Source organism: Anabaena sp. PCC 7938 (assembly GCF_049315035.1).
GTDB lineage: Bacteria > Cyanobacteriota > Cyanobacteriia > Cyanobacteriales > Nostocaceae > Anabaena > Anabaena cylindrica.
The window spans coordinates 3,048,631-3,066,404 of sequence record NZ_CP186034.1 but is presented as its reverse complement, the minus strand read 5'-3'; the positions used below and the strand labels follow the sequence as shown (position 1 = coordinate 3,066,404).

Below are 17,774 nucleotides of genomic sequence, written 5' to 3'. Positions count from 1 at the left end.
GATGAAAAACTTACATACTGAAATTGACTCAGAAACTAAAAAATTCCTCACTGATTTTAAATATATCATTGATTCATTAAAAGTTCCTATGCTGTTGATAGGCGCTCAAGCAAGACTGTTAATCTTTGATAGTCAATATAAAGTTCAAGGTCGTGCAACTAAAGATTGGGATGTGGCAGTAAAATTAGATAGTTGGGATAAATATGATCTGCTGATAACCACAATGACGACTGGACAAAATCCTCTATTTAAAACAAGTAGAGTCATTCATAAATTTATTCATATTGAAACTGGGCTAGAAGTTGATGTTATTCCCTTTGGAGATATAAGTAAACCCACAGAGGAAATTAATTGGAAAGATGGTAATCAAATGAGTGTTTTGGGCTTAGAAGAAGCTTTTGCAAATACACAGATTATTATAATTGATAACATAGAAATTCGGGTAGCTGATATTGATGCTTTTATAGCTTTAAAACTACTAGCTTGGCATGAAAGAAGAGAGAATAAAGATCTAGAAGATATTATCACAGTATTGCTAAAATCTCCCAATGAAGAAGATGAACAGCGTGTTTATGATGAATTTATTGACGAAATTATAGAAGGAAGATTTGAAGTAGATGAAGCTGCTATTATTTTTATAGGTAGAAATATTCAGAATAAATTCAAAAGTGAAACTCTTAACAAAATCAAAGAAATTGTCGAGCTTATTTTGAAAGGTCAAAATAAATATATTCCGCCATTCGTTTCCAAAAATTCAGAGGATTGGGATGAGACTTTTGACAAAATAGTTAACCGTTTTAAATCACTACAATATGGATTAACTAATTTTTCTGCATAATTATTAAACTGGGTTATTAATGAATCGTAGCATTTCCATCTTCTCCTTCTTCTCCGGTTCAGGATTCCTCGATTTAGGCTTTGAAACCACAGGCTATAAAATCACATACGTCAACGAAATATTCCCACCTTTCTTATCCGCATATCGCTATTCACGGGAAATTCTTCAACTTCCATCTCCTGAATATGGATATCATCAAGGGGAGGACGCAGACGTAAGCAAATTAATAGCAGGAACACCAGCACAACGATTAAATGAATTAGTCAAAGATTCCCGCAAATCAAATAATATAATTGGTTTTATTGGTGGGCCACCTTGTCCTGATTTTTCTATTGGTGGCAAAAACAAAGGACATTTAGGAGATAATGGTAAACTCTCATCTGCTTATATTGAATTGATTTGTCAAAACTTACCCGATTTCTTTTTATTTGAAAATGTCAAAGGTCTGTGGAGAACAACTAAACATCGTTCATTTTATGAATCATTAAAAATCAAATTACAACAAGCAGGTTATATATTAATAGAACGGTTAATTAATGCTATTGAATATGGTGTACCGCAAGATAGAGACAGAATTATTTTAATTGGCTTTAGAAATAATTTACTCAAGGATATGGGAATAAAATCTGATTTTACCTTTCCTTGGGAAAAATATATTAGATATCCTCAATCAAAAGTGTTTGCTTATCCTTGGAATAAGTGCGAACCATTTAAAGAAGATTCTATAATTATTTGTCCTGATTATATTCCTCAAGAATTAACCGTTGAATATTGGTTTAGAAAAAATGATGTGCTAAACCATCCCAATGCTAAACATTATTTTCAACCAAGAGCAGGTATTACTAAATTTGCTACTATTGATGAAGGAGATGATTCTAAAAAGTCATTTAAACGTCTCCACAGATGGCGTTATTCTCCTACAGCTTGCTATGGGAATAACGAAGTACATTTGCATCCTTACAAAATCAGACGTATTTCTGTTGCGGAAGCTTTAGCTATACAATCTTTACCCGCTAATTTTTCACTTCCAGAAAATATGTCACTTACAAATATGTTTAAAACTGTAGGTAATGGTGTGCCTTACTTAGCAGCAAAAGCATTAGCTGAAACTATTTTGGATTTCTTGACAATTAGAAAAAAGTCTGATGAATAAAAAGTCAAATAGAATACTTTTATAACATCCTTTATAAAAACAAACCTAATAAATTCATATTTGTACTATCAATTACTTTATGGATTATTTTTTCAGATATAAAATATATTTCTAAGCAGTTCGTAAAAACAGGTAAATATTTTTTTAATGGTTTTGAAGCTTTAGCTACATCACCTAAATTTTTAGTGAGAGATTCTTAACAAAGAACATTTACCTAAAATAAGTTAATTTTACAGGCTATTTTTCACATTCTTAGGTATTTATATGGCTTATAACTCAGAAGAAATGCAACAGATTTTGGAAGTAGCTTTTGCCCGTCAGCAACAGGGAGAATTTACACGGGAACAGATTATAGAAATTGCATCAGAATTGGGACTTTCATCAGAGTCATTAAAAGCTGCGGAACAAGAATGGTTAACAAGGGAAATAGAAGTGAAAAAACAACATAAATCTAAAGCCCAAGAACGTAAGGAATTTAAATCACATCTGATTACTTTTGTCGGGGTGAATGGATTTTTAATTCTGTTAAATTTGTTAGTAAGTCCTTCATATTTTTGGGCAATTTTCCCTCTTTTGGGTTGGGGATTAGGTTTGTTTATTCATGCTATGAAGACATATATTATTGAGTCTTGATAAATAGGATATTAAAAAAAAATGCTTATATAGCGTTTCTCGATTAAGTGAGATACAAGAACCCCACCCCCAACCCCCTCCCCGCAAGCGATGAGGGGGCTATGATGTACCTCATGTGATGAGGAAACGCTATAAATGCTTATCAAGCTTTGATAGTAGTCTGTAAACCTGAAAATGACAGGTTCAGTCGTCAGGTGCGTCAGATGTCAAATTTCTGTTGATTGTTGATGAATTTTATCGAGTCTGATGCACCCTACAAAGTTATAAAGCAAGCTAATTAGGTGAGTTCTAAATCTGTCAATATCATCTTATCTTGTGCGTCTCACCCACCCTGACTAAATATTAATTAGGGGTAGTTCTAAAACCACCCCTAAATCCCCTCTTATTTAAGATTTACTTGCAGAACCTTTTTAGGGCTTTATAATTACTCGGCTATATTAACAATTTCAGAACTCGCTAATGTTGGTGTTGTGAAGATTTGCGAGTACAAGTTGGTTGGTTGTTGATGAGCAATAACTGGTAATGCTTGACGAGCATGAGCAGCAACTTCAACTGTTTTCACATCATAAGCTTGTGTGGCTAACTTAGGATAGAAACCAATGCCGATGATAGGAAGTAATAAACAAGCGGTGATGAATAATTCACGAGGTTTAACATCAGATACTACAGCATCTAAATGTAATTCTTGGCTTTGCTCTCCGTAGAACACTTGACGCAACATGGAGAGTAAATAAATGGGGGTGAGAATTACGCCAACTGCTGATAAGAAGATGACTACAATTTTGAAGCTAGAACTGTAAACATCACTGGTGCCAATACCCAAGAATATCATTAACTCACCGACGAAGCCACTCATGCCGGGTAAAGCTAGAGAAGCCATTGAACCGATAGTAAATAATGCGAAGGTTCGGGGCATTACTTTAGCTATGCCACCCATTTTATCCATCATTAAGGTGTGGGTACGTTCGTAAGTCACACCAGATAAGAAGAACAAACTAGCTGCAATCAAACCGTGGGAAACCATCTGTAACACAGCACCGCTGATGCCGATTTCTGTGTAGGAAGCAATCCCAATCAATACAAACCCCATGTGGGCAATTGAAGAGTAAGCCAAGCGGCGTTTGAGGTTGGTTTGAGCAAAGGCGCAACAAGCACCATAAACTATGTTAACTACTCCTAATACTGCTAAAACTGGAGCAAAAACAGCATGGGCATCTGTTAACATTCCCACGTTGAAGCGAATAAGTGCATAACCACCCATTTTCAACAATACACCTGCCAAAATCATGGAACCAGGAGCAGATGCTTCACCGTGAGCATCAGGCAACCATGTATGGAAAGGGAAAATTGGTAGTTTTACACCGTAGGCAATTAAAAATCCTGCATATAGTGCGAGTTCTAAGGCTTGGGGATATTCTTTCATTCCCAATGCTGTCATGTTGAAGGTGAAGTTATCACCATAGAATGCCATTGCAAAACCAGCTACGAGAATAAATATAGATGCTGCTGCGGTATAAATAATGAATTTGGTGGCTGCGTAGCGGCGGTTTTTTCCTCCCCAGATGGAAATTAGTAAGTAAACAGGTACTAATTCGATTTCCCACATTAAGAAGAACATTAGCAAGTCTTGGGCGAGAAAAACGCCTAATTGCGCGCTGTACATCACCAACATCAAGGCATAAAATAATCGCGGCTTGTTGTCTACTTTCCAAGCCGCGAATACTGCGAGAGTGTTGATTAAGCCTGTTAAAAGTATTAGGGGCATTGACAAACCATCGACTCCGACAGCCCAGTTAAAACCAATCTGGGGTATCCAAGCATAGTTTTCTGTGAGTTGCAGGGCTGAACTTTGGAAGTCGTAGCTCTGCCAGAGGGCAAAAATCATTAATGCAAAGTCTGCAAATGCTATTCCTAGCCCGTACCAGCGGACGGTTTTGCCGTCTTTATCGGGAATGAAGGGGATGGCTAGGGTGGCCACTAATGGCAAAAAAATTATGGCTGACAACCAAGGAAGTTCTATCGCATTCATCACTTCTGACAATATATTTTTGGTTTCGCTTTTGTTTACATTATATTAAGGAATCGTTACTTTTGTAAACGAGTTGGCCCCTAATATTTGCTATTTTGGGCATAATTAGTAATAAATACTTACTAAAATAGGCTCGTGTCCATTCTAAAAGCAAAGTTTTGTAACGTCAACAAAAAAACGGCAACATCAGTTGCCGTCTTACGTTATAATTCCGATTTTTTATATGGAATTTACATTTCTACAAAATTGATATCTAGTCTTTACACAACACGGTTGACAATTGTCCATACTTCTCCATCGGAACGGACATAGGGAACTGAGATGGTTTTAAATCCGGTGATGAAGGGTTTGTAATAAACCTGCCAATACATGGGGCTAAGTTCATCAGCGCAAGCTTTGAGGAGTTTGATTTCTGTGGCTAGTTCCTGTGCAAGTTGATTAACGTTTTGGGCGTGAACTTGAGCGATTTTTTTGGCTTCTTCTAGCTGCTGCTGCTGTTGAGAGATGCGAATGGATAGGGCTGAACGCTTGGTTAGATAGCCTTGCTGCTGTTGTATCTCTTTTTCTAAAAATGTGATACTTTCGGTGAGTGCTGCGATCGCATCATCAATGCCTTTGAGTTCTGCCGACAATTGCACATTTTCTCTAGCTTGGCGACGGTAAGCCTCAACTATTGCCTGGGGTGAATCATTCTCGCCAGACTCTATTTTATTATTAGTGAGTGCATTGCGTTCTTGCTGAAGCGCCTGAATTTGCGAGTTAAGTTCTTCTATCTGTACCTGCATTTGCTGCATATCCATATATATATTTTTTGGTAATTGGTAATTGGTAATTGGTAATTGGTAATTGGTAATTGGTAATTGGTAATTGGGGAGAAGAGTATTTATTTATCTTTCTTCTGCCCCCTGCCCTGTGCTATGAGATGGTTACCCCTTGAGTATCGAGGGGGAGCGATCGCACAATAGATGTAATTCCCTCTTGTTTCCAAGCATTTAACATAGCTGTTCCCACTGTTTTTGCTTCAGATGCATCCGCTAAAGCTAACAGTGTGGGGCCTGCGCCACTAATCACCATGCCATAAGCACCAGCAGCAACAGCAGCAGTATTTACCGCTTCGTAACCAGGAATTAAGGCTTGTCGATAAGGCTGATGTAACTTATCTTGTAAAGCTGCTTTTAACCATTCTTGACGATTAGTTGCCAAACCTCGCAACAATAAACCAAAATGAGCAATATTAAAAATTGCATCTGCACGACTGACTTCTGTGGGTAAAACTCGCCGCGCTTCTGAGGTTGACAATTCAAAATCAGGGATGGCAACTACTGGAACTATATCTCGATGCCAGGTAACATCACAAATTTCCCAACCTGTTAGGCTAGTTGCAGCTAGACGACATCCCCCTAATAAAGCTGGTACTACATTATCAGGATGTCCTTCCATAGCGATCGCTAATTCCATCACCTGCAACTCAGACAGAGGTGAACCCGCTAGTTGATTAGCAGCCACTAAACCCCCGACAATTGCAGTCGCCGAACTTCCCAAACCCCTCGCCAAAGGTACACCCAACTTAATTTCTATTTTCACTGATGGCGGTGTCTGCTCTATATATTGATATAACTTGACAAACGCCTGATAGAGCAAATTACTCTCATCAGTTTGCACCTTTTCGGCTTCAGCACCAGAAACTTGAATAATTAACCCACCAGCATCAAGGCGAGTGAACTTAACTTCGTTGTACAGCTTTAATGCAGCACCAATGCAGTCAAAACCAGGCCCCAAATTAGCAGTTGTGGCGGGGACTTTAACAGTAACAGTAGAAACCAAAGACATTTATTTATAAATACTCACCAATCGATTAACCAGCATCTCATGTTAAGGGTTCAGTTGTTACTAAAACTGACATTGGCGGAGAATAAAAATTAGCGAACTGACACGTACCCTGAAAAGCGGCAATGAGTACACCAGAGTCTAAGTATGTCTTCCTAAGACTCACAGAATCCACCTCGACGTGCAGCCAGTTCTTGTTCAATTTCGTCCTCGTTCAGCAGTCGTAAACCAGTAGCGATCGCTCGTTGCCGGATTTCCCATAATTTTTGGGCTAAGGGGGTTTGTGGTACAAAATCAGATTCGGGAGGTGTTATTTCTGACTCTGATTTCAGAAGTTCTACAAATGCTAAGACTTTTTTTTGCTTTTCCTGTGTGAGTTCTCGCCAGTTTTCTAGTAGTTCTTCTTCTTTCCCCATAAATACCTCACTATTGAATTATATTTCTATTTTATATCCAGAAACATTTCAGGTATTTTCGATGATAAATAGGACTTACTGAATAAATAATAAAAGCCAGTAGTCTATAGATTAGATAAACAAAGCAAAACACTCAATTGCAAGCACTGATTTATTTAGTTAGGTAAATAATTAATATCGAGAACTTCTTCAAAAGAATAAGGACATTCGGAGGGAAAATTTACAGTAAAACCTGTTTTTTCTTGAACATAGCCCAAAGCATCCTCATAAATAGTTGTAAGAATAGAATTCAAATAATTATACAAATTAGATGTTAATCTATCTTTTAACTGTACTCGAAAGCTTCTAATTTCCGAACGCCAATGATTTTTATTTCTGTCATATTCTTGCACCCAAAACTGCAATAATAAAAGATGTCTAATTACTTGTTCTAGTAAACTTTTAACTTGGTGTTTATCTCTTTTCGTCAATGATTCTAATTCCTCAATTAAATTTTCTAAATCTAACTCATCAAAACGACTTTGTTTTAATAATTGAATAGTTTCTAATAACCATAAATGATCGTCTGTTTCATAGAGTTGCTGTAAATTAGTAATAACTGTCATAACTTCACCTTTTGTTATTTACAAATTGCACATACAATCAATACTTACCCTGAAAAGCGGTCATGAGTACACCAGAGTCTAAGTATTTCTTCTTAAGACTCACAGAATCCACCTCGACGTGCAGCCAGTTCATGTTCAATTTCGTCCTCGTTCAGCAGTCGTAAACCAGATGCTATCACTCGTTGCCGGATTTAGTGGCAGAAACCTTGATTTGTTCGGTTTCATTTCATCAATCCAATCTACAAGAGGAGCGATTCGCTTGAGATTCAATACAGTTACTTGTACATCAATCATTATTTTCGCTATTATTTTCTTCACCAATTTCTCCCTCAATAAGTTTTTCGTTGTCTTTAATAGTTATATTTTCAATATCCTCGACGGAAATCTCTAAATCTTCTAAGGCTTCTTTCGTTTTCTCATAATGATACGGTTCAAATAAGAATTTGAAAATTCTTTCTGTTGTTTTTTCTTCATTGTCGCTTACTTCAATTTGCCGCTTAACAAACTGATTAATAAATTTAACAGTTTTAATTATAATTTCTTTATCATCTTGTTCATAAATTTTGATTATGTATTTATTTACATTTATTTTATCATTAAATTTTGCTTTTAAATACTTTGTAAAGCCTACTTTGAATAAAGCTAATAAATGATATAAACCAACGTTGAAATTATCCTTCTTTAAAAGAGATGTGTTTTGACACAGTACGTCCCAAACATACGATCCACATAGCATATTTTCAAATGTTGTTTCATTATTAAAGATTTTTTCATAAAGACCATCTTTATTTTCTATATGGGAAATAAAATTCAAGTCTTTACCCGTTTCGTTTCGTTGGCGGTCGTTTTTTAAAACACTAGAAGGATCTTGCAAATGATAAGCTAAATAGGTATTTGCAAAGATATAATTTGGAACTTCTGTTACATTCTCTGGGGTTTCTCTAAACTCGTCACGCCTTTTTTCATACCAAACATTAGTTTGATAGGATGCGTTTTGCAGCATTATCTGTATATCGTCATTAGCACAAAAATCTCTATCATCTACGGGGTTTTGGGAATTAGTATACCTGGTAACATTCAAATCAAAGTCTTTTCCACCTGATTTTAATAAGCGTAAAGTCACCAAAGATTCACTATCCATTTGCTTCCGTTTCGTTACTGTCGCATCTTTGTAAGCTCGGTAAATGGCATAAACAGTTTGTGCGCCATTAATAATTTGCAATCCTGTTAATTCTATTTGTTCAGCTTTTTTGCCAATAGTAGGTAAGAAATAAGTAATTGCTGTAATGCCATTATTATAATACCAAAAATAGGCAGGATTATCCACCGCAGTTATTTCTATATCTTCATTGAATTGTGATTGCAGTAGAGGATTTCTGACATTTTTATAAAAAAGAGCAAATCCATATTTTTCAAATAAATCATAGATACTTTTGGGGCGAAGTAAAAACATATACGCCTCAAAAGGCTTCTCTATTTTAACAACTCCATTTTTTTGAACTATTTCTAAAGTAACAGGATTTTCTTCTGGATTTTGATAACTTTCTAGGGGATTTAAAGGTTCTATTTTTTTATATGTTCTGTCAATATAATCTACCTTTATGCGATTTATATCAATTACTTCAAATTTAGTTTTTTCATCATTTTTTTTAAAAGCACTAATGTTTTCATCCGCACCCCCTTTATATTGAGAAAGTGTCAAAAATATAAATTTAACCTCTCCATTAGCTTTGAGGTGATTATCCAGATCCTCTAATTTTGCTTTGATTTTTTCATTAATATTTTGCTTCTCGCCTCGTAAAATCGTATCAAAATCATTCAGTGCTTTTAGTATTTCGTCTTTATCAGTTTCTTTTTCTGAATTATCAGCATTGTTCCATTTTGACTGAACGACATAAAAAATTTTATCCCCTTGATTGTTTGTATTATCAAAAACAATGTCGCAAGAACTATCTTTATCTCCATCGGTAATAAAATCTTTATAGTTAGATTTTCTACCGTAAAATTCGAGAAACCAAATTAAGAGGGCATAAGATTTCTGATTGTTTATAGCACTTTTATGTTTTTTTATAAATTCATCATCTTTATATTTTTCCAATAGTGTATTAATTTCGCTATCAATTACATTATAAAATTCTTTTGTCAGCATATTTATAGCTCAGTAAATTAATTGATATAGGGTATAGCTTTATATGCCCAAAGACAAACTAAGCTATCGGCAAACCCTAATTACCCATTCATTATAAGACTACTGCCCCTTGCACATCAATAGAAAGCGATCGCACCATAGATGTAATTCCTGCCTATTTCCAAGCATTAGCCATCCAGCATCTCATGGAAAGGGTTAATTTAATACTAAAACAGACATTTCAGAGAGCGATCGCTTATCGAAGATATTGCTTGTTCTGTTATTAATACCCGATAGCGATCGCCTTAACCCTTTATTTAAATTTCCTCAGATTCTGAGAATTTTGGCACCAACAATCCAGTAGCATAGATGCGGGGATTAGTTTGGGCAACAATACTATAAGACTGGCGAACATGAGCATTTATAGCAACTGTTTTCACATCGTACATCTGCATAGCCATCTTGGGATAAAAACCAATCCCAATAATTAACACTAGAAAACAGGCAGCAATAAACACTTCACGAGGTCTGGCATCAGTATATACAGTTTCCGTTGGTAAAAGGCAATCTGTACCAAAACAAGCTGTTCCTTCATCTTCCTTATTTTCCAAACCTGCATTGTTAATGTCACAGATTAAGTCTGCACCAGAACCATAAAATACCTGTCGCAACATGGAAAGTAGATAAATAGGTGTCAGAATCACTCCTACAGCCGCTAGAAACACCGTTACAGTGCAGAATGTGGAAGTATAAACATCGCTACTAGTTAATCCTACAAAAACCGAAAGTTCACCGACAAAACCACTCATTCCAGGAAGTGCTAAGGATGCCATTGCACCCATTGTAAACAGAGCAAATACTTTTGGCATGGCTTGACCAATACCACCCATATCTGCCATTACCATTGTCCGAGAGCGATCATAAGTGACACCAGCCAAAAAGAATAGTACTGAGGCAATCAAACCGTGGGATATCATTTGCAACATCGCACCGTTGATGCCCAAATCGGTAAAGGAGGCAATACCCAGGAGTACAAACCCCATGTGGGAAATTGACGAATTAGCCAAACGCCGTTTCATATTCGTTTGGGCAAAAGAGTTTAATGCACCATAGATAATATTGACAACACCGAGAATGGCTAGAACTGGTGCAAAGTAGATATGTGCATCGGGCAGAAGTTCCAGATTAAGGCGAATTAGTCCATAACCGCCCATTTTCAACAACACACCAGCCAGAATCATCGACACGGGAGAAGATGCTTCACCGTGGGCATCCGGTAGCCAAGTATGGAAGGGAAAAATAGCAAGTTTAACCCCAAAGGCAATTAACAGCCCTGCATACAGCAGCAGTTGGAGAGTCAGGGGATATTCTTTATGTGCAAGTTCTGCAATATCAAAGGTGACATTTCCCCCACCGTATAGCCCCATTGCTAAAGCTGCGACTAAAATAAATATGGAAGCAGCGGCGGTATAAATCAAAAATTTTGTAGCTGCGTAGCGTCGCCGTTGCCCACCCCAAATACAAACTAGTAAATATACGGGAATCAGTTCGACTTCCCACATGATGAAAAATAACAGCAAGTCTTGGGCAACAAATACTCCTATCTGTGCTGAATATAGCACCAGCATTAGAAAGTAAAAACAGCCGTGGTCTCCGGTCAACTTGCCAGGCCGAAAAAATAGAAAGTGTGGTAACGAATCCTGCTAAAAGCACCAGAGGTACTGAAAGACCATCAACTGAGACTGCCCAGTTTAAACCTAACTGAGGCATCCAAGCATAATTTTCTACAAGTTGAAAACTGGAACTACTAGCATCGTAATTGTTCCAAAATGCGTAGCACATCAAAGCAAAGTCTGCCACACCTACACCCAGTGCATACCAACGTACCAGCTTGCCATCTTTATCAGGCAATACAGGAATCAAAAAGGAAGCAAGGAGTGGCAGCAGGATAATTGTAGTCAGCCAAGGAAATTGATCCGCTATCATGTCAATAGGAAAAAATACTTATCAGTGAATATTGTTATTGTACTAAACTTTTTAACAATTTCAGTCTAGAACATTTACCAGGTGAGGGAATAGAAGTTTTACCGCTTTCACTGCCACACGCATCCTGATCAGCGCGACCGGCTTACCCGATAACTTTTCATCATCTAAAAATTTCCCCAGTTCTTTGAGCATTGGTGTAGTTCGATTCCGCTTAACTTCAACACGGGTAAATACCCACTGCCATAAGGCTTTTCTACATACAGAACTACCACCGGATACCTTGAGTCTGGAAATATCACCGCTAGATTCTTGAGTAGGTGCAAGTCCTAAAGACTTCTGAAATCTTCTCAAACTTAGGTAACGCTTGGTGGGTTTACCTGACCTTCTACCTTTGCGAATTTTCACCACTGGTTTAGCATCTTCCCCTAGGAAATTTTCTAGGGGATAAATTTGGCTGAGGATGGTAGCTTGTAATCTGTCACCAAAACAAAATTCATTAAAAACCTGTCGGTAACGGCTAAACTTTTCATCGTTGAGTAGTTGGGATATTTCATCCTCAACCATCTGTTCTTCCCGCTGTAAGCTACAAATTCGTTCAGCGTGAAACCGGACGGAATCATTTAGCCCCAGTCCAGCAGTAGCTGCATACAATCTGTCATACCTGGCTGATTTTCTCTGACCTGCTAACCATCCCCAAAGTACGGGAACTTTTCCAGAACTACCCCGAATTGATTTGACTAAGGCTACTTCTGGGAACTGCCAAGCCAAATCCTGACGCGCCCGGTTAATAATTGGGGACTGGACTTTGTTGAGGTGGTTGAGGCGCAAAATTAGCTCTCTAATTCTGGAAATTGTGCGATCGCTAATTCTGACAAATCTACTCCAGTCCTCACAGTAGTCAAAGTAGTAACAGGCGAGGGCGAGAGAGTCCGCGTCATCGTCTTTATCTGGTAGTCCTAAATGGTTCTCCCTGTATCGTCTGAGTTCCTTGTGACCAACCAACCTTACTTCTACACCTGCACGGGTTAGGTGTTCAGTCCAAAATTTCGAGTAGTTTACCCCAGTGGGTTCTAGTACAGCTACATCTGGTTTTAGCAGCAGTAAATTTGATATTCCTTTTTGATTGTTCTGGAAGAGTTGGAAATGGCAATCATAATAAAATTCTCTCACGTCACTCGGTTTACTTTCCAGTAAGCAGCACGAAACCGAGGACTTAGATACATCTAGTCCTACAATTCTCATATAATTTGTAAAGGGTGTGAACTAATTACGCTTAAGAATCACCCAAAGGCCAGAAATTAATCAGCCTGATTCAGTCTCAAAGCCCAACAATTACAACCAAGCTTATGAAATTGTGAAAGCCAAAAAGCTTAATTCTTTATCAAAGCCTTAAGTTGTAATTGCTGGTTTACGGCTGATTTGGACTCAGACCGCGACACCACCAGGGGCGGTGTTTCGATTGGGGAGTCACCCAATCTCATCAGGCGGTTTTAGGTTTAGGGAAGTTGATCACAATTGCTTTGGTTTTATCTTGTCTGCCAATGTAGTATTGGCGAATAAATTCATCAATAGATTCTGGGGTTTGCCATGCCATTCGCTTTTCTGCGTGTTGAATGAGATAGTTTAGACATTCATCAGGAGAGCATCCACAGCTTTTACAGAAAATTTCAACCGCCACACCAAGGGTTAAACTGTTGAGCATGAAGTCTCGTTTGCCTAGTAAAAATTCATCTTGTGGAATGTTAGTCATTAGATATTGGTGGGTTATCAGTTTGTACTACTAATTGGCTTTGGTTCAACTTCCAAAAATTAGCGACCAGTAAATTTGCACGCTCGCTTATTTGTTCGTCGGTCAATCCCTCAAGATGTTCGTTAGCAGCCACGCCAAATATTGCTGCTACAGCTTCTGGACTATTTCCTGAAAACTTGGATATAAACTCACTCATGGCGCTGATAGTAGCGGCGTTAACTAACAGTGTCCACTTGTTGATCAGGACATATTTATCATCATAGGGTAGGAGAGATTTTGGTTTTTCTGACATTAAAAATCACCTCCTTCAGTTACTTGATGGTCAAAAGGGATATCATCTGGGTCAGGTTCCTCAGAATCAGGATGGTCAGGCGTTGGGTGCAGGGATTCTTTTATTGAATTTTTAATGTGTTCATATTCTGCCTTGACTTCGCGTAACAATTTCCGACCGGCTGCAAGCTCTTGTTCAATTTTATTGTCTGCCTCTTCTCTGATTTTCCGTTCTACTAATTCCATAAGTCTAGACATTTCAATTTCTGGATCATCGTATTCGTCAACTTCACAAGAAAGTTCTAGATGCTTGCTTTCGTAGTTGCCTAGATTTAGAATCCGTTTATATGTAATCGTTTTTATTGTCATACGTCGAATACCACCTGAGATTGATGAATGCTGCTGTTTCTTAGAAGTTTGGCGTATTGATCCGCGTCGCTTCGTTTTTTAAATCTTGTCATGAGTAAATTGTTTGCGCCGTCTACGCGAAATACAGCCCAAGGAGTAGCTTGTTTATAGCTCATAATTCAAATTCCAATGTTTGAAGAAAAGCCAGCGTTAACGACCAGCTAACACTGGCTTGCAGAAGCGTATAAATCCAATAAATATTTCCCAGTGCTAGGACTGGGTGTGGTTCACATTCACAAAAAATAAGCGTGATTTGCGTCTATGGTTCACCTCCTAACTCTCTGAAATGGGGAATGGGTAATGGGGATTGGTCATTGCAGACATGATTGAGGGAAAGTCCCCATTAATTTGGGGACTACGAACGTGCGTCATCATCTACCAGTCAGGGTGTTTCCGTGCGGATACTCGCAATCACAATGCACGGGTGCTTGCTCCAGGTGGTAATCCCCGGTGTGGGGTGGGAGCTATTTTCTCAGGATACTGGACTTTTAGAAGTCCGTATGTCTATAATAATTGCACGTCTATAATTCTATGTCAATACCGGACTTATGGATGTGCAATAATTAGGTGTCGAATATGGAAACCGAAAATGGCAAGAACGGGAAGGCCCAGGAAAGAGAGAGAAGGAACAATAATTTCGGGTACGTTAAAGGTGTCCCAGGAATCTTGGGAACTCCTGAGACAACTTGCACAGGGATTGGGACTCACCAGGTCGGAACTGGTAGAGAAAATAGCCACAGAACAGATACCTCTATCCTTGGAGGAGAGTCAATTGAAGGAATCTCTGGGAAACTCGTCGGCCAGTTAATTGATGAGACTGAAAAACAACTGGCTTATTATGATCAACAGTCTCAACTCCTGAGAGTAAGACTTCAAGAGCTAAGAGAAATTTCCGAAATTACAGACACTGAATAAACCGTCCACCTAAGCCCACAGGTCGGACGGTTTTTGATGTTCTGGAAGCTTGTTGGGTGCAAGTTGGTGCGATCGCAAAAAATTATTGCCACCAATAGGAGGGGTGGCTGTAAACATTATGACTATGACAAATACAACTTGGACAAAGGCGCATGATGAATTTTGCCTTGAGAACAAAATACCACCGGCTGCAAAACTGCTATGGCAGTGGCTGATCAGACAAGGAATAAATGAAGAAGTTGAACCAGATTTATCCGAGTTCAACACCTGGGTAGAAAAATCTAGAGGTAAAGGTTTCAGTCATAACTACCTCAAGCAAATGTTTCAAATACTGGTAGAGAATCGTGTAATACAGACAATCAAAAAGTACTCATGGAAGATATTCAAGTTAATTGTTAGACCATTAGAATGGTTGAAACCACGCAGAAAACAAAAGTTACAAAACAGTAACTCAACTTACAATTCACCCACCTCAAACCCTACTAATTCCGTTGACCTGGATATTCAGCAGCAGCATATCTTATCTAATCAACAAATCTTGTCTGAGCATGGTGTTCATTTTGACACAGAAGAAAAGGAGGTTTTAAACCGTCCTCAGTTTGAAATTAAAGCCGCGCTGCTGCTGTTTAAACTGCGCGGCGCAGCAGAGAAAATTAACAACCCAGAGGGATGGATTAGACACTGTTTACGGCGGCGTTATTGGGAACAGCCAACCAATTACGCGGCCATCTGTCAGCACTTCGGAGGTGCTGTCAAGAACATTGAGGACTATTTTTAAATTTCAACTTTTACCAAGTGTTTACCATGAAAGTTAGATTACATGATGGTTATGGTGGATATCATGATCACGAATTGCAAGCAGTCATATATTACCCATCTGCAATTTTTTGGAATGGATTTTTATATCTTCATCACGGTGATGGTCAATACTACTCACACCCCTATTACTTAATCCCACCGTCTCAAATTTCAATAGAGGATGTGAGATGAATACCCTGTTTGACCTAGAGCAGTACACCTGTATCAAGTCGGTGTATGATCCTGCGTGGGATGACAAAGAAGACGACCCGGAACAACCATACAAAAGTGTTCTGGAAGACGCAAAAACAACACTTATAGAGCTTCCAGAACACAAAAAACAGCAATGGATGGAAACTTACGCGGTGACGCGCTGCGGGAAGAAACATTTTTATTTTCGATATTGTTTTTACAGTAATCGCAAAATTTCTCACATTCATATTCCAGGGGGAAATATTGAAAATGCGATCGCACTTCAGAGGAAGGAGATAATTCAGAGAGCGATCGCACTGGGTAAAAGTCCTTACGAAATTCAGAATTTTATTAGAGGTGGTTTTGGACAGAACGGTTACAGGCTCCTGGACTCCAAATAATAAAAAACTTCCCCTACGCGCTGAGAGAAGTTTGCCTTGCATCTTGTTAAATATGTTCTTAGAGGGGTGCAGGCGCTTTCACAGAGTACAAGGCTGGAATGCTCCTGCAAGTACAAATATATCACAATGCTGCAACAGCTTTAATTACCTGCTCTGGTGAAATTTGAATATATCGCTGTAGATTTTGTAGGCTTTCGTGTCCCGTGATTTGTTGAATCACAGATAAAGCTGTTCCGTTGTTTGACAGATTGGTAGTGGCAGTACGCCGGAAACTGTGGGAACTATACCCAAGTCCAGACAACCCCGCTTGTTTAATTGCCCGCCGGAGTGCATCATCAGCTGACTGAAATTGCAAATGTCCGCTCGCACCTGGAAACAAAAAACCAGCACTAGGATTTTGACTTAACCAGTAATACCTCAAGTATTCCCTGAGCTTTGGACTTGTGGGGACTTGGCGCGTCTCTCTAGTTTTAGTAGTACGTCGCTGATACGTAATTGAATCCATCGGCTTACCATCATTGTAAACATCAGATGTTTGCAGTTTCAAAACTTCTCCCATCCGCGCAGCCGTCAAGTAAGCAAGGCGAAAAATCATCTTGTGATTTTCGCCAACTGTTTTTTCTATTAACTTGTCAAAGTCATTTTGAGAAAAAATAGAAGCTTGACCGCAACGGTTTACTTTCATGTCTACCTGTTTTGTATTTCTATTAATTAAAACTTGTATATCTAGCTATTTAAGTTTATTTAGTAATAGCTGCATTGTAGTCATAGAAAGACTTTTCGTCAATTCATGTATATACATCTTTTAGGTAGAAGATGTATATTTCCAACTTCAACCTTCTAGCTTATAAATGAATTTAAGAATATCAATAATTAAGAAAAATGGTTTATTGCAATACGGGAGATATTGCACGGATAACTTTTCCTGATAATAGTACGCAGGATTTTACCGACACTCCTATTACTGTTAGCTGTAATCCTGATACCACCAACTGTGCAGAATTTACAATCACTTTTCTTTGTGATTATATTCAAGCCGGTGTTAATTTTACCAGCCGCACACTTTCTTTTACTGGAAAATATCCTTACGGTGGTTGGCGTACAGGTGACGGACTTGTGGAAGTTTCCAATGCACTTTATTTCTGTCCTTCAATAGAACAGGGTTGGGATAGCATTAGCGGTAACATTAACCGCTTCATATACAACGCAAGTTTAATTGGAATAGTACCTTCAAGTTTTAAGCTTTCTGTTTACGGTGCAGTAGGCGGTTTACTTTATGAAGAAAATTTTTCTACCTGTGATTACGAAGTCGAATGCATAGAAGGTTGTCCACCTGACCACCTTGATTGTGGTGATTGTTGTCTAGATTGTGAAGACGTACTTAGTAAGGTTTGTAATATCAAAAATTTATTTATAGGCTAATTT

The 17,774-nt window shown here is 38.2% G+C and carries 19 protein-coding genes and 1 pseudogene; 8 read left to right on the top strand and 12 right to left on the bottom strand.

What is annotated here, in order from left to right; translation table 11 throughout:
- Position 1: 1 nt before the first annotated feature.
- The 3 genes from ACOWPH_RS14190 (at position 2) to ACOWPH_RS14180 (ending at position 2,624) form a co-directional block, all read left to right on the top strand.
- Positions 2-838: a nucleotidyl transferase AbiEii/AbiGii toxin family protein gene (locus tag ACOWPH_RS14190; protein WP_015216024.1), complete on the top strand. Its 837-nt coding sequence runs from the start codon at positions 2-4 to the stop codon at positions 836-838.
- Between the two features lie 19 nt (positions 839-857).
- Complete coding sequence (locus ACOWPH_RS14185; RefSeq protein ID WP_015216023.1) at positions 858-1,991, top strand: DNA cytosine methyltransferase; 1,134 nt, start codon at positions 858-860, stop codon at positions 1,989-1,991.
- A gap of 264 nt (positions 1,992-2,255) precedes the next feature.
- Complete coding sequence (locus tag ACOWPH_RS14180) at positions 2,256-2,624, top strand: 2TM domain-containing protein (RefSeq protein WP_015216022.1); 369 nt, start codon at positions 2,256-2,258, stop codon at positions 2,622-2,624.
- Positions 2,625-3,048: 424 nt separating this feature from the next.
- Here ACOWPH_RS14180 and ACOWPH_RS14175 read toward each other — a convergent pair whose 3' ends face one another.
- The 11 genes and pseudogenes from ACOWPH_RS14175 to ACOWPH_RS14125 all read right to left on the bottom strand — a co-directional run bounded on the left by ACOWPH_RS14175 (position 3,049) and on the right by ACOWPH_RS14125 (position 14,004).
- Positions 3,049-4,653: an NAD(P)H-quinone oxidoreductase subunit 4 gene (locus ACOWPH_RS14175; RefSeq protein ID WP_015216021.1), complete on the bottom strand. Its 1,605-nt coding sequence runs from the start codon at positions 4,651-4,653 to the stop codon at positions 3,049-3,051.
- 260 nt (positions 4,654-4,913) lie between these two features.
- A complete protein-coding gene (locus ACOWPH_RS14170; RefSeq protein WP_042466098.1) occupies positions 4,914-5,447 on the bottom strand; it encodes a hypothetical protein in 534 nt (177 codons plus the stop codon).
- Positions 5,448-5,568: 121 nt separating this feature from the next.
- A complete protein-coding gene (gene thrB / locus ACOWPH_RS14165; protein WP_015216019.1) occupies positions 5,569-6,483 on the bottom strand; it encodes a homoserine kinase in 915 nt (304 codons plus the stop codon).
- Between the two features lie 152 nt (positions 6,484-6,635).
- A complete protein-coding gene (locus tag ACOWPH_RS14160) occupies positions 6,636-6,896 on the bottom strand; it encodes a hypothetical protein (RefSeq protein ID WP_015216018.1) in 261 nt (86 codons plus the stop codon).
- 155 nt (positions 6,897-7,051) lie between these two features.
- On the bottom strand, positions 7,052-7,501 hold the full coding sequence (locus tag ACOWPH_RS14155) for a DUF29 domain-containing protein (RefSeq protein ID WP_015216017.1): 450 nt from the start codon (positions 7,499-7,501) through the stop codon (positions 7,052-7,054).
- 286 nt (positions 7,502-7,787) lie between these two features.
- Positions 7,788-9,650 carry an AIPR family protein gene (locus ACOWPH_RS14150; protein ID WP_015216015.1) on the bottom strand — a complete coding sequence of 621 codons (1,863 nt, stop codon included), beginning with the start codon at positions 9,648-9,650 and terminating at the stop codon, positions 7,788-7,790.
- A gap of 296 nt (positions 9,651-9,946) precedes the next feature.
- A pseudogene (locus tag ACOWPH_RS14145) lies at positions 9,947-11,615 on the bottom strand (NAD(P)H-quinone oxidoreductase subunit 4).
- A 60-nt stretch (positions 11,616-11,675) separates the two neighbouring features.
- Positions 11,676-12,857, bottom strand: a complete 1,182-nt coding sequence (locus tag ACOWPH_RS14140; RefSeq protein WP_015216013.1) for a transposase — start codon at positions 12,855-12,857, stop codon at positions 11,676-11,678.
- A gap of 238 nt (positions 12,858-13,095) precedes the next feature.
- Positions 13,096-13,365 carry a hypothetical protein gene (locus ACOWPH_RS14135; RefSeq protein WP_015216012.1) on the bottom strand — a complete coding sequence of 90 codons (270 nt, stop codon included), beginning with the start codon at positions 13,363-13,365 and terminating at the stop codon, positions 13,096-13,098.
- Positions 13,358-13,657, bottom strand: coding sequence for a hypothetical protein (locus ACOWPH_RS14130; protein WP_015216011.1), 300 nt, complete (start codon positions 13,655-13,657; stop codon positions 13,358-13,360). Before ACOWPH_RS14130 ends, ACOWPH_RS14135 begins: the two co-directional genes overlap by 8 nt.
- Positions 13,657-14,004 carry a hypothetical protein gene (locus tag ACOWPH_RS14125; protein ID WP_015216010.1) on the bottom strand — a complete coding sequence of 116 codons (348 nt, stop codon included), beginning with the start codon at positions 14,002-14,004 and terminating at the stop codon, positions 13,657-13,659. The genes ACOWPH_RS14130 and ACOWPH_RS14125 overlap by 1 nt, the downstream gene beginning before the upstream one ends.
- A 615-nt stretch (positions 14,005-14,619) precedes the next feature.
- On the opposite strand from ACOWPH_RS14125, the gene ACOWPH_RS14120 reads away from it, so the two are divergent.
- The 4 genes from ACOWPH_RS14120 (at position 14,620) to ACOWPH_RS14105 (ending at position 16,349) form a co-directional block, all read left to right on the top strand.
- Entirely contained in the window at positions 14,620-14,958 is a 339-nt protein-coding gene (locus tag ACOWPH_RS14120) for a hypothetical protein (RefSeq protein ID WP_015216009.1), read from the top strand.
- 124 nt (positions 14,959-15,082) lie between these two features.
- Complete coding sequence (locus tag ACOWPH_RS14115; protein ID WP_250855183.1) at positions 15,083-15,736, top strand: hypothetical protein; 654 nt, start codon at positions 15,083-15,085, stop codon at positions 15,734-15,736.
- 26 nt (positions 15,737-15,762) lie between these two features.
- A complete protein-coding gene (locus ACOWPH_RS14110; protein WP_015216007.1) occupies positions 15,763-15,948 on the top strand; it encodes a hypothetical protein in 186 nt (61 codons plus the stop codon).
- Positions 15,945-16,349, top strand: coding sequence for a hypothetical protein (locus ACOWPH_RS14105; protein ID WP_015216006.1), 405 nt, complete (start codon positions 15,945-15,947; stop codon positions 16,347-16,349). Before ACOWPH_RS14110 ends, ACOWPH_RS14105 begins: the two co-directional genes overlap by 4 nt.
- Before the next feature lie 121 nt (positions 16,350-16,470).
- Here ACOWPH_RS14105 and ACOWPH_RS14100 read toward each other — a convergent pair whose 3' ends face one another.
- The gene (locus ACOWPH_RS14100; RefSeq protein WP_015216005.1) at positions 16,471-17,034 is read right to left on the bottom strand and encodes a tyrosine-type recombinase/integrase; all 564 of its coding nucleotides are present in this window, start codon (positions 17,032-17,034) and stop codon (positions 16,471-16,473) included.
- A gap of 197 nt (positions 17,035-17,231) precedes the next feature.
- On the opposite strand from ACOWPH_RS14100, the gene ACOWPH_RS14095 reads away from it, so the two are divergent.
- A complete protein-coding gene (locus ACOWPH_RS14095; RefSeq protein ID WP_015216004.1) occupies positions 17,232-17,771 on the top strand; it encodes a hypothetical protein in 540 nt (179 codons plus the stop codon).
- The last annotated feature ends 3 nt before the right edge of the window (positions 17,772-17,774 follow it).